The following is a 12,621-nucleotide window of genomic DNA, read 5'->3' as shown; positions in this document are numbered from 1 at the left end:
CGTGACAGCGCAGACGCACCGCGTCACCGCTGCGCGGCGAAGACGGGGGAAAGATCAGGGATGACCCTGACGGGGGTCGACGAGGTGCGTCAGGCCTGCTCGGGGCGCTTGCGCAGATCCGGGTTGCCCTGCTCGACGGCCGGGGTCGAGGCACTCGGACCCGCGATCGCCTCGTTCGCCATCTTCGCGCGGATCTCCTCGAGCCGCGAGTGCCCCGCCATCTGAACCGTCGCCTGCTGGACCTCCATCATCCGGCCACCGACGGTGTTGCGCGACAACTCCGCCGACCCGAGGGCAGTCGCGTAGCGTCGCTCGATCTTCTCGCGGACCTGCTCGAGATTCGGGGTGTTGCCCGGAGCCGAGAGCTCACTCATCTGCTGCAGCGAGGACGACACCTGCTCCTGCATCTTCGCCTGCTCGAGCTGACTGAGGAGCTTGGTGCGCTCGGCGAGCTTCTGCTGCAACATCATCGAGTTCTGCTCGACGGCCTTCTTCGCCTGCGTCGCCGCCTGCAGGGACTGATCGTGCAGGTTCTTGAGATCCTCGACGCTCTGCTCGGCGGTCACCAGCTGCGCGGCGAACGCCTCGGCGGCGTTGCTGTACTCGAGTGACTTGGCGGTGTCGCCGTTGGCGGTCGCCTGATCGGCCAGCGTGATGGCCTGACGGGTGTTGGCACCGAGCTTCTCGACCTCGCCCAGCTGCCGGTTCAGCTTCATCTCGAGCTGGCGCTGGTTGCCGATCACGGCGGCGGCCTGCTGCGACAGGGCCTGGTGCTGGCGCTGCGCGTCCTCGATGGCCTGCTGGATCTGGATCTTGGGGTCGGCCTTCTCGTCGATCGTGGCGTTGCCGTACGCCATCATGTACCGCCAGGCCTTCACGAATGGGTTTGCCATTGGTTCCTCGATCTCTCGATTACCGGATCGGAGGCCCCGCCCCGATCCACGGACGGATCTGCTTGGCACCAATCTAGCCGCTCGTCACCCGGGCGTGGCCGTGACCGACACACGCACGCACGCACCCGCGAACGGACTCGGGGTACGGCGATCTCCGGCGGTGCCGTCCCGCAGCCGTCAGGCCGCGGTGAGGGTGGAGGAGTCGGTGGGGGCCGGGATCACGACGCGCGTGTCCTCGGCGATGGTCGTGCGCAGCTTGAGCGAGTTGCCGACGTCGAGCAGCACCTCGGCGATCTCCACGTCGAGCGCGTCGCAGATGGCGGCGAGCAGTTCGCTCGACGCCTCCTTCTGTCCACGCTCGATCTCGGAGAGATACCCGAGGCTCACCCGGGCGTTGCTGGACACCTCGCGCAGCGTGCGCCCCTGATCCGTCCGGACCCGGCGCAGACTGCCACCCAGAGCCTCACGAAGTAGCACGGCCATTTGAGTCCTCCTCACGTACTCCGGGTTCAACGCGGCGGCGGTCGATACAGTTCCCGATCCCCGTCCGGCTCACTCGGTGCTGCCGAGATTAGTGGAATGTCGGCGGGGTCGCCCGGATGGGCGCGACCGGAGGTTCGCCGCGGCCGACCGCGCTCATCGGTCGCGTCGTGCCCTTGCGGAGCCCTCGGCCCGCAGTCGGATCGCGCGCCAGACGTAGTCGAAGCCGGTGATGACCGTGGCCACGATCGCCGCCACCATCACCGCGACGGCCACCCAGTGCAGCGGACCGGGCAGCGGCAGGATGTAGAGCCCGATCGCCACCACCTGCAGCAGCGTCTTGAGCTTGCCGCCGCGGCTGGCCGGGATCACCCCGTGGCGCAATACCCAGAACCGCAGCAGCGTCACCCCGACCTCGCGGGCGATGATCACCGCCGTGATCCACCAGTTCAGATCACCCAGCAGCGACAACGCCACCAGGGCCGAGCCGATGAGGGCCTTGTCCGCGATGGGGTCGGCCATCTTGCCGAAGTCGGTGATCAGGCCCCGTTGCCGGGCGATCCGCCCGTCGTAGCGATCGGTGATCGCCGCCAGTGCGAACACGGCCCACGCCGCCACCCGCCACCACGGGTTGTGCCCGCCGTCGGCGAACAGCGCCGCCAAAAAGACCGGCACCAGCACGATGCGGAAGACGGTGAGGATGTTGGCGATGTTCACGATCGGGACGTTGCTGACCGGATCGGCGATCGGGTCCGGCTCGGTCGGTTTCATCGAGTTCCGCAGGCGATCGGTCATCGCGGGCACCTGCCGTCGGGAGCCACCGATGCCGCGGCGTCACGACATCGCGGTCGCGCGTCCATGCGTCGCAGATCACCCACCCGGTCAGAATATCGGTGTGGCGCCCCGCCCGACCGCGCAGGTCCACCTGCGCGTGGTCACGTGTCTGTGACCGGTGCGACCGTACTACTGTGCTCGCATGGCAGACGATGACTCCGCCGGTACCCACATGGTGATCCGGCGGGCTCGTACCTCCGACGTCCCGCGCATCAAAGAGGTCATCGACCAGTACGCGGGTCGGATCCTGTTGGAGAAGAACCTCGTCACGTTGTACGAGGCCGTTCAGGAGTTCTGGGTCGCCGAGATCGACGGTCGGATCGTGGGATGCGGTGCGCTGCACGTGTTGTGGTCCGACCTCGGCGAGGTGCGCACCGTGGCCGTGGACACCTCCTACGCCGGCCGCGGCATCGGACACCGACTCGTCGCCCGACTGATGGACGTGGCGCGCGAACTGCAACTGACCCGGGTCTTCGTGTTGACGTTCGAGACACACTTCTTCGCCCGGCACGGGTTCACCGAGATCGACGGCACCCCGGTGACCTCCGAGGTCTACGAGGAGATGTGCCGCTCGTACGACGCCGGCGTCGCGGAGTTCCTCGACCTGAGCTACGTCAAGCCCAACACCCTCGGCAACACCCGCATGATCGCCGCGCTCTGACCCTCTCGGCCCAACCACCGGCCACCGCCGGGGAACGGAGACCACGATGACCGTGTTCGCAGTGGAGTACCGATACTCCGAGAGCACCACCGACCTGCGCGACGAGCACCGCGCCGACCACCGCGCGTGGCTGGCCCGGCTCGTCGACGAGGGCACCGTCCTCGAGTCCGGCCCCTATCCCGACGGCAGCGGCGCCCTGTTGATCTTCCGCGCCGACGACGCCGATGCGCTCGCGACGATCCTGACCCGGGACCCCTTCCACGGCGTCGACGCCATCTCGGGCACACGGGTCACCGAGTGGAAGCCGCTGTTCGGACCGCTCGCCTCCTGAAACGGGCGAACCCCGCGCCACCGTGAGGTGGGCGGGGTCCGCGGGGCGATCCGGGCACCAGATCAGGTGCTCGAGACCTCCTGTTGTTCTTTCTTGTCGTTCGACTTGGCCTTGATGAGGCTGGCCACCGTGGTGATCACCAGGACGCCGACGATGATGCTCAGCGACAGTCCGGTCGAGATCTCCGGCACCTTGATGTGCTCGCCACCGTTGAGGAACGGCAGCGTGTTCTCGTGCAGCGCGTGCAGCACGAGCTTCACACCGATGAAGCCGAGGATGATCGACAGGCCCCACGACAGGTACACCAGGCGATCGAGCAGTCCGTCGAGCAGGAAGAACAGCTGACGCAGACCCATCAGGGCGAACGCGTTCGCGGTGAAGACGATGTACGGCTCGGTGGTCAGGCCGTAGATCGCGGGGATCGAGTCCAGCGCGAAGAGCACGTCGGTGAAGCCGATGACGATGAGGACCATGAGCATCGGGGTCGCCAGGCGCTTGCCGTTGACCTTGGTGAACAGCTTGTCGCTGTTGTACTCGTCGGTGGTGCGCAGGTACCGCTTGACGAAGCGCATGATCGCGCTGTCGCCTTCCTCCTCGTCGTCCTCGGACGCCGTGGCCTCACGGATCAGCTTGACGGCGGTGTAGATGAGGAACGCACCGAACAGGTAGAAGACCCAGCTGTAGGCGTTGATGGCGGCGGCACCGACGGCGATGAAGCCACCACGCATGACCAGGGCCATCACGATGCCGAGGAGCAACACCTTCTGCTGGTACTCACGGGGGACCGCGAACTTCGCCATGATGATGACGAACACGAACAGGTTGTCGACCGACAGCGCCTTCTCGGTGATGAATCCGGCGTAGTACTCACCGCCGTAGGTCCCACCCCACTGCCACCAGACGAAGCCACCGAAGATCAGGGCAATGGTGATGTAGACCGCCGACCACGCTCCGGACTCCTTGAGCGACGGGGCGTGTGGCGTGCGTACGTGGGCGAAGAAGTCGAAGATGAACAACCCGAGGATCACCACGAGGGTGATGATCCAGGTTGTTGCGGACACGTTCATACAGAAATTCCTCCAGCTGACCGAACACGGGTGCCAGAGGTCTCTCCCGCCGGTGGTTGACCACTCGGCCGACGTCCCGGAACGTCACATGGAGCCGGTGATGGCACCGGTCCGGTGACGAACGTATTGACGAGATCGCCGCGACAGGGATACTCCCCTCGAAAGCAAAATTTACTTTACCTTTGGCCCGACGGTGCTGCCACATGCACAGGTCAGAGGCTTTCGGGTTCGGGCAAATCCGTCACGGGGTGATCAGTCGGCGTCGCCGCCGCCCGCCACGCCACCGTTGATCGAGGCGATGACACCGGCGAGATCCTCCGGCTTCACCAACACCTCGCGCGCCTTCGATCCCTCGCTCGGGCCGACGACCCCGCGGGTCTCCATCAGGTCCATCAGCCGGCCCGCCTTGGCGAATCCGACCCGCAGTTTGCGCTGCAGCATGGACGTCGATCCGAACTGGCTGCTCACGACGAGTTCGATGGCCTGCAGCAGATCGTCGAGGTCGCCTCCGATGTCGCCGTCGATGTCCTTGGAGTCGGCGACCTTCTGTGCCGTGACGCCCTCCTGGTACTGCGGGTCGCCCTGTTCCTTGGCGAACTCCACGACCGCGGAGATCTCCTCGTCGGTGATGAACGCACCCTGCATACGGATCGCACGGTTGGCGCCCATCGGGATGAACAGCCCGTCACCCATGCCGATCAGCTTCTCCGCGCCCGGCTGGTCGAGGATGACGCGCGAGTCGGTCAGCGACGAGGTCGCGAACGCCAGACGCGAGGGGACGTTGGTCTTGATCAGACCGGTGACGACGTCGACCGATGGTCGCTGCGTGGCCAACACGAGGTGGATGCCCGCGGCGCGGGCCTTCTGGGTGATGCGGACGATCGCGTCCTCGACGTCCTTGGGTGCGGTCATCATCAGGTCGGCGAGCTCGTCGACGATCGCGAGGATGTAGGGGTAGGGACGGTAGACCCGCTCCGATCCCAACGGCGTGCTGATCTCGCCGGAGCGCACCTTGGAGTTGAAGTCGTCGATGTGGCGGACCCGTGAGGCCTTCATGTCCTGGTAGCGCTGCTCCATCTCCTCCACCAGCCAGGCCAGTGCGGCGGCGGCCTTCTTCGGCTCGGTGATGATGGGCGTGATCAGGTGCGGGATGCCCTCGTAGGGCGTCAGTTCCACCATCTTGGGGTCGATGAGGATCATCCGGACGTCGTCGGGTGTCGCACGGGTCAGCAGCGACACCAACATCGAGTTCACGAAGCTGGACTTGCCCGAGCCTGTCGAACCGGCCACCAGCAGGTGCGGCATCTTCGCCAGGTTGGCGCTGACGAACTCGCCCTCGATGTTCTTGCCCAGACCGATGACCAGCGGGTGCGAGTCCTTGCGGGTTGAGGGGTCCTTGAGCACGTCGGCGAGACGGACCATCTCGCGGTCGCTGTTGGGGACCTCGATGCCCACGGCCGACTTGCCCGGGATCGGGGCCAACAGACGGACGTTGTCGGTGGCCGCCGCGTAGGCGATGTTGCGGGCCAGCGCGGTGATCTTCTCGACCTTCACACCGGGGCCGAGCTCGACCTCGTACCGGGTGACCGTGGGGCCCCGGGTGAAGCCGGTGACCGCGGCATCGATCTTGAACTGTTCGAGCACCGCGGTGATCCGGTCGATCATGTCGTCGTTGGCGGCGCTGCCCATCTTCGGCGGGTCACCGTCGATCAGCAGCGACGCGGGCGGCAACCGGTAGTCGCCCTCGACGGCGCGCTCGACGAGTTCCTCCATCTCGTCGGCGGCCGGCACGACCGGTGCCGGGGCCGCCTTCTTCGGGGCGGCGGCGGCACGCCTGGGTCGACGGGTGACCGCCTCGGTGGGCTGCGCGGCCTCCGCGGGCGGCGCGGCGCGGACACCGTCGTCGATGAGCGGTTCGGTCAGGGCGTCGCCGGCGGTGACGCCGCTGCGTCGACGCAACCGCGTGGTCGGCGCGATGTCGTCGACCGTGTCGTCCGGTGGGTAGTTGGCGTACGGGTCCCCGCCGTAGGGGGCCTCGGCGAGATCGTCGTGCCGGTCGTCGTCGTAACGCTCCGGCCCCAGCTCGTCGAGGTCGTCGAGGTCGTCACGCAGACGACCGATCCCCAGGTAGTCCCGCGAACGGTCGACCGCCTCGCGCACGGTCAGCCGCAGCCCGAGCAGCACGCCGAACACGATGCACAGCAGCAGGATCGGGATCGACACCCAGACGGTCAGCCCGCTCGTGAGCGGTCCCGCGGCGGCGAAACCGAGGAAGCCACCGGCCTGCAGACGCCCGTCGAACGCCACGGGCGCACCGGCCACCAGATGCCAGAGGCCCAACACGGGGAGACCGATCAGCAGTGCGGTGCCGATGCGGCGTCCGCGCTGTTCCGGATTGGGACCGCGACGCATCAGCGCGACGCCCAGACCCGCGGCCGCCACCGGCACCAGCAACGCGGCCTGCCCGACGATCGAGCGGACGGCGGTGTCGACGAAGGCACCGATCGGACCGGCGGCGTGGAACCAGACTCCGGCACCGATCAGGATGGCGGCGGCGATCAGCGCCAGCGCGACCCCGTCGCGACGGTGGGTGTGTTCGGGTGACGGCGTCGCGACATCGGGGGCGAGATCGTCGTCGTCGAAGTCGAGATCGGGGATCTCGAGGTCGTCGTACCGGTCGTCGACGTCGGCACGGCTCGTCGGTCGCCCGCTGCGCGGAGCGGATCCGACCCGGGCCATGCCGCCCACGCCGCGGGCCATCATCAGCCACCCGGCTCCGACACCGCGACCGACCGATCGGACGACCGAGCCGCGAGGGGCCTCGTCGGTCGGCGCGATCGCGGCCGTGCGGGCGGTCTGGGACCTGCCGGTGGGACGGGTCGATGCCGGTGCCCGCTTCGCAGCGGTACGCCCGGTTGCGCGTGTGGCGGCCCCGCGGGAACCGGAGGATCGGCTACCGGCCGCAGAGGCCGACCGTGCACGGGTCGACGAAGCAGTTGAACTGGGCTTTCCGGCGGCGCGGCGAGTCGACGACCCCGACGAGGTGCGTTTCGCGGCCGCAGTGGAACCGCGGGCCGAGGACTTGGGGCTCATGCCGCTCAGGATAAACCGCATCCGTCACATAAGCCTCGTGCGCCTCACTGGTTACCGGGGGCGTGTCCCTTTTGTGACCCGGACACTAGGCACTGCGGTCGGAGGCCTTCACCGCGGCGATCGCGTCCTCGTCCCCGGCGAATTCGCAGGCGACCTCGTCGCGACCGAATGCGAACAGCAACAACTCACCCGGCTCCCCGGTGACGGTGACCGTCGGGCCGGAACCCACCGTGGTGACCGTGGCGCCGTCTGGGGTGCGCAACTCCACCCGTGCGGGCGCCGAACCCAGGCTCTTCCTCGCGATCAACGGCAGGGGACGTCGCAGGGCGGCGGTCAGGTCGGGGTCCAACGGTCGGACCGTCCAGCCGGCGACCGCCCGGCGGACGTCCTCGTGGTGGACGAACATCTCCGCGGCGTTGACGAATCGGTCCAGCGGACGCAGCGGCGAGTACCAGGGCGGTCCCGCCGCGAGCTGGTCGACCAGACCGGTCCAGTCTCGCCGGGCGTACCCCTTCTGGACCCGTTCGGTGTATCCCGCCAACGGCGGCAGGAGGATCCCCGGGGCGGCGTCGAGCCGTGCCTCGCGGATCACCATGTGCGCGGTGATGTCCCGGGTGGCCCACCCCTCACACAGGGTGGGTGCGTCCGGCCCGGACAGGCGCAGGGTCTCGACGAGAGCGGCGCGTTCGGCGCGTGCAGCGGTCATCTGTCGACCCTAACGTCCGCACGGCCCGTCCCATCGGGCGAACCGTGCGGTCGTCTCAGCGCTTCTTCTTGGCCGGATCGGTGTTGACCGACAGCACGGTGGGCACGATCATCGGGCGACGGCGGTAGGTGTCGGCCACCCAACGACCCACCGAGCGTCGGATCATCTGCGCGATGCGGTGGGTGTCGGTGACGCCCTCGGCCGCGAGTTCCGACAGCGACGTGTGGATCATGTCGGAGGCCTCCTTCAGCGCCGCCGGATCGTCGGAGAAGCCGCGGCCGGAGACCTCGGGGGTGCTGACCAGCGTTCCGTCCGCGGCGTCGATCACCACGGTGATGGCGATGAAGCCGCCCTCGCCGAGGACCAGACGCTCCGACAGGGTCGACTCCCCCACGTCGCCGACCGACAGGCCGTCGACGAAGACGAACCCGACCGGAACCCGTCCGACGATGCTCGCGCGGCCGTCGACCAGGTCGACGACGACGCCGTCCTCGGCGAGCACGACCCGATCCGGGTCGACGCCGGTGGCCTCGGCCAGCGCGGCATTGGCACGCAGGTGGCGCCATTCGCCGTGTACCGGCATCGCGTTGGACGGGCGGACCGCGTTGTAGAGGTAGAGCAGCTCGCCGGCCGATGCGTGTCCGGAGACGTGCACCTTGGCGCTCTGCTGGGTGACCACGGTGGCACCGCGCTTGGCGAGACCGTTGACGACCGCGAAGACCGAGTTCTCGTTGCCGGGGATCAGCGACGACGCGAGCACGACGAGATCGTCGGCCCGGATGTTGATCTGGCGGTGTTCGCCGCGCGCCATCCGCGACAGGGCCGAGAGCGGCTCGCCCTGGGAGCCGGTGGAGACCAACACGACCCGGTGGTCGGGAAGCGATGCCGCGGCGTCCATCTCGACGACCACGCCGTCGGGCACGCGGAGGTAGTCGAGTTCCTGGGCGATCTGCATGTTGCGCACCATCGACCGCCCGACGAAGCAGACCTTGCGGTCGTGGGCCGCCGCGACGTCGACGACCTGCTGGATGCGGTGCACGTGGCTGGCGAACGACGCGACGATCACGCGCTGCTTGGCCTTGCCGATGACCTGGTCCAGAACGGTGCCGATGTTGCGCTCGGGGGTGACGAACCCGGGGACCTCGGCGTTGGTGGAGTCCACCAGGAACAGGTCCACGCCCTCGTCGCCGAGGCGACTGAAGCCGGCGAGGTCGGTCAACCGGCCGTCGAGGGGCAGCTGGTCGAGCTTGATGTCGCCGGTGTGCAGGACGAGGCCGGCCGGGGTGCGGATGGCGATCGCGAGTGCGTCCGGGATGGAGTGGTTGACCGCGAAGTACTCGAGCGCGAACGGCCCGTACTTCGACGTCTCACCCTCGGTGACCTGCACCAGCTTCGGACGCTGGCGGTGCTCGCGGCACTTGGCGGCGAGCAGGGCGAGGGTGAAGCGCGAGCCGATCACCGGGATGTCGGCGCGTAGGCGGAGCAGGAACGGGACCGCACCGATGTGGTCCTCGTGACCGTGGGTGAGGACGATGGCGACGACGTCGTCCATCCGGTCCTCGATGTAGCGGAAGTCGGGCAGGATCAGGTCCACGCCGGGCTGCTGGTCCTCGGGGAACAGCACGCCGCAGTCGACGATGAGCAGTTTGCCGTCGAACTCGAAGACGGTCATGTTCCGGCCGATCTCACCGATGCCACCGAGCGCGACCACGCGCAGGCCGCCGCGCGGCAGCTTGTTCGGCAGACCGAGGCGGTCGGTGGCGTCACCGATCGGCTGCGACGCCGCGCGGGGTGAGCGGTCGCGGCCGGGCTCGGACCGGCGGTTGCCGCCGCCCTTGCGGTTGTCCGATCGCGACGACTTCGCCGGGGCCCGGTCACCGGATCCCTTCGCGGGCGCCGACTTACCGGGCGCCGACTTCTCGGGCGCGGTCTTCGCCGACGCGGACTTCTGACGCCGTGACCTCGACGGGGCCGAGGACTGCTCGGCCGGGGCCGAGGACGACGACTGAGTCTCCACCGGTGCATCGGCGACCACCGGCTCGGCCTTCGCGGCCGGCGCCGCGGTCTCGGTGACCTCGGGGGTGGGTTCGGGCGGGCCGCTGCGACGAGTGGCAGCGCGTCGGGGGCGGCGTCCGGCGTTCGGGGTCTCGGTCACGAAAGAACCTGCGCTGCACGCAAATCGGCGATGAGAGCTTCGATCTGCGGTCCGGTCGCAGGCATCTGCGGCAACCGCGGATCACCCACGTCCAGTCCGATGATGCGCAGTGCGGCCTTGACCATGGTGACTCCTCCGAGGCGACCCATCGCATTCACGAGAGGGATCAGTGACAGGTTGATCTCGCGGGCTCGGACCATGTCGCCTTTGTCGACCGATTCGAGCAGCTCACGAAGGCGATCGGGCACGAGATGGCCGATCACCGAGACGAATCCGGATGCGCCGACCGCCAACCATGGCAGGTTGAGGGCGTCCTCACCGGACAGATATTCCAGACCCGCGTCGGCCATCAGTGCGGCGGCCGAGTTGAGGTCTCCCTTGGCGTCCTTGACGCCGACGATGTGACGGTGGCGTGCGAGCTCGAGCAGCGTGCGGTGCTCGATGGGCACGACCGACCGGGGCGGGATGTCGTAGAGCAGCACCGGGAGCTCGGTGGCGTCGGCGATCGCGGTGAAATGCGCGAGCAACCCGGTCTGCGGCGGCCGTGAGTAGTACGGCGTGACCACGAGCAGACCGTGGGCCCCCCGCGCGGCGGCCTCGATCGCGAAGCGGACGCTCTCGGCGGTGTCGTAACTACCCGCGCCCTGGGTGATGCGGGCACGATCGCCCACTGCGTCGAGCACCGCGCTGAGCAGGTCGAGCTTCTCGTCGACGGTGGTCGTCGGCGACTCGCCGGTCGTACCGGACACGACGAGCCCGTCGACTCCGCGATCGACGAGGTGCGTCGCGAGTTCGACGGCCTTGCCGATGTCGAGGCTGCCGTCCGGCGCGAACGGGGTCACCATCGCGACACCCACGGTTCCGAACGGATGCAGCCCGTGCTGCGTATGGCCGCTGTTCATGGTGGTCAGGCTACCGTCCGACGACATCGCATCCCCCTCAACCCTCGATGACGAACGGAGAAGTCGCGACCTCGGTGCCGTCGGCGAGCGTCCCGATCTCGAAATCGCCGAAAACCGTGGGTGCCAGAGTCGACAACTGACGCAGACATTCGATTGCGAGCTGCCGGATCTCGACGTCGGCATGCTCGGTCGCGCGCATACCGACGAAGTGGCGCCACGCCCGGTAGTTGCCCGACACGACGATCTTCGTCTCGGTGGCGTTGGGCAGGACCGAGCGGGCGGCCTGGCGGGCCTGCTTGCGGCGCAGGATCGCGTTGGGCACATCGGCGAACTTGGCCTCCAACGCGGCCAGCAGCTCGACGTAGGCGGCGCGGGCGGCGTCGGTGGCCGTGACGAACAGTGCCTCGAGTTCCTCGTCGCCCCGAATTGCCGGTGGGCACACCACGTTCGAATCATGCTCGGGTACGAAGCGTTGTGACAGCTGCGAGTACGAGAAGTGGCGGTGACGGATCAGCTCGTGCGTGCAGGATCGGGAGATCCCGGTGATGTAGAACGTCACCGACGCGTGTTCGAGGAGCGACAGATGCCCGACCTCGAGGATGTGGCGGAGGTAGGCGGCGTTGGTCGCGGTGCGGGGGTTCGGCTTGTCCCAACTCTGATAGCAGGCCCGTCCGGCGAACTCGACGAGCGCCTCGCCGCCGTCGACATCGGTCGACCAGTCGACCTCCGCCGGGGCGTGGAACTGCGTGTGCGCGATCATGTGCACCTGCAACGGGACCAACTGCGACACCTTCGACTCCTCGGATCAGATCGGCGGCACCGCCGCCGCGCTCACCGAGCACAGCCACACGGCGCAGGAGTCGATTGTCCCGCGCCGACCGCGACCGGCTGTCGCCGCCCCCGGGTCCGCGTCCGCCGTGGAGTCGTTCAGGCGGGGCTGAGGTCGGTGCGCACCCAGTTCGAGGCGCGCGGCGCGAGCCCGCGGATCACGGGCGCCGACGCGCCGGGCCGACCGGCCAGGGTCGCGCTGATGGCCTCGAACTCCGACGACTGCGCGGCCGGGCCGCGCCGCGACGAGGGGCGGGCCGGGCTGGTCTCCGGATCGCGGACCCCGAGCCACTGCATGACCAGGGCGCCCAGCGACATCCGGTACTCACGGTTGTGGACGATGTCGATCTCGCGGATCTGTACGTCGCCGATCGTGTGGCGCGCGCGGACGACTCGCGACGAGATGTCGGCGAACCACACCTCGACGACGACGGTGCCCCGGGTCATCCGCAGCCACCGGTGCCCCACGACATCCCATCCGTGTGCGGCAGCGTGCGCGATGAGTGCCTCGCGGGTCTCGCCGGTGTGGGTGGCCGGTGTCGCGGCCGGAACGGGTGTGGTGCGACGCGAAGCCGCCGGCACAAAACGCATGTGTTTCCCCCTGGTCTTCCGTGGTACTCCCTGGTCCCCTGCAGTACCAACGCGATGATTGTGCCCTACGACACCGGCGT

General features: G+C 68.4%; 12 protein-coding genes. 2 read left to right on the top strand and 10 right to left on the bottom strand.

Translation table 11 applies throughout. From position 1 onward, the window contains the following. Positions 1 to 89: 89 nt before the first annotated feature. The 3 genes from IEV93_RS19925 to pgsA form a co-directional block, all read right to left on the bottom strand. Positions 90 to 893: a PspA/IM30 family protein gene (locus IEV93_RS19925; RefSeq protein WP_188492277.1), complete on the bottom strand. Its 804-nt coding sequence runs from the start codon at positions 891 to 893 to the stop codon at positions 90 to 92. Positions 894 to 1,070: 177 nt separating this feature from the next. Continuing rightward, the gene (locus IEV93_RS19920; RefSeq protein WP_188492275.1) at positions 1,071 to 1,376 is read right to left on the bottom strand and encodes a helix-turn-helix domain-containing protein; all 306 of its coding nucleotides are present in this window, start codon (positions 1,374 to 1,376) and stop codon (positions 1,071 to 1,073) included. Positions 1,377 to 1,529: 153 nt separating this feature from the next. Continuing rightward, the gene (gene pgsA / locus IEV93_RS19915; RefSeq protein WP_188492273.1) at positions 1,530 to 2,168 is read right to left on the bottom strand and encodes a CDP-diacylglycerol--glycerol-3-phosphate 3-phosphatidyltransferase; all 639 of its coding nucleotides are present in this window, start codon (positions 2,166 to 2,168) and stop codon (positions 1,530 to 1,532) included. Between the two features lie 181 nt (positions 2,169 to 2,349). Here pgsA and IEV93_RS19910 point away from each other — a divergent pair, with 181 nt between their 5' ends. Further along, positions 2,350 to 2,868: an amino-acid N-acetyltransferase gene (locus IEV93_RS19910; RefSeq protein ID WP_188492271.1), complete on the top strand. Its 519-nt coding sequence runs from the start codon at positions 2,350 to 2,352 to the stop codon at positions 2,866 to 2,868. 46 nt (positions 2,869 to 2,914) lie between these two features. After that, entirely contained in the window at positions 2,915 to 3,199 is a 285-nt protein-coding gene (locus tag IEV93_RS19905; protein ID WP_188492269.1) for a YciI family protein, read from the top strand. A gap of 62 nt (positions 3,200 to 3,261) precedes the next feature. Here IEV93_RS19905 and IEV93_RS19900 read toward each other — a convergent pair whose 3' ends face one another. From IEV93_RS19900 to IEV93_RS19870, 7 genes are all read right to left on the bottom strand, one after another. Next, positions 3,262 to 4,266: a TerC family protein gene (locus IEV93_RS19900; protein WP_188492267.1), complete on the bottom strand. Its 1,005-nt coding sequence runs from the start codon at positions 4,264 to 4,266 to the stop codon at positions 3,262 to 3,264. Between the two features lie 252 nt (positions 4,267 to 4,518). Further along, positions 4,519 to 7,359, bottom strand: coding sequence for a DNA translocase FtsK (locus IEV93_RS19895; protein ID WP_188492264.1), 2,841 nt, complete (start codon positions 7,357 to 7,359; stop codon positions 4,519 to 4,521). An 85-nt stretch (positions 7,360 to 7,444) separates the two neighbouring features. Then, a complete protein-coding gene (locus IEV93_RS19890) occupies positions 7,445 to 8,065 on the bottom strand; it encodes a TIGR03085 family metal-binding protein (RefSeq protein WP_188492263.1) in 621 nt (206 codons plus the stop codon). A gap of 55 nt (positions 8,066 to 8,120) precedes the next feature. Then, positions 8,121 to 10,220: a ribonuclease J gene (locus tag IEV93_RS19885; RefSeq protein ID WP_188492260.1), complete on the bottom strand. Its 2,100-nt coding sequence runs from the start codon at positions 10,218 to 10,220 to the stop codon at positions 8,121 to 8,123. Next, positions 10,217 to 11,122 (bottom strand): 4-hydroxy-tetrahydrodipicolinate synthase, encoded by a 906-nt coding sequence (gene dapA, locus IEV93_RS19880; RefSeq protein ID WP_188492258.1) that lies wholly within the window; start codon positions 11,120 to 11,122, stop codon positions 10,217 to 10,219. The genes IEV93_RS19885 and dapA overlap by 4 nt, the downstream gene beginning before the upstream one ends. A 37-nt stretch (positions 11,123 to 11,159) precedes the next feature. Next, on the bottom strand, positions 11,160 to 11,912 hold the full coding sequence (gene thyX, locus IEV93_RS19875) for an FAD-dependent thymidylate synthase (RefSeq protein ID WP_188492256.1): 753 nt from the start codon (positions 11,910 to 11,912) through the stop codon (positions 11,160 to 11,162). Between the two features lie 137 nt (positions 11,913 to 12,049). Further along, the gene (locus tag IEV93_RS19870; RefSeq protein ID WP_188492254.1) at positions 12,050 to 12,541 is read right to left on the bottom strand and encodes a hypothetical protein; all 492 of its coding nucleotides are present in this window, start codon (positions 12,539 to 12,541) and stop codon (positions 12,050 to 12,052) included. Between the last annotated feature and the right edge of the window lie 80 nt (positions 12,542 to 12,621).

This window comes from Williamsia phyllosphaerae (assembly GCF_014635305.1).
GTDB classification, from domain to species: domain Bacteria; phylum Actinomycetota; class Actinomycetes; order Mycobacteriales; family Mycobacteriaceae; genus Williamsia_A; species Williamsia_A phyllosphaerae.
Note: the sequence above shows the minus strand (reverse complement) of the source record. Positions and strands in the feature narration are given on the sequence as shown.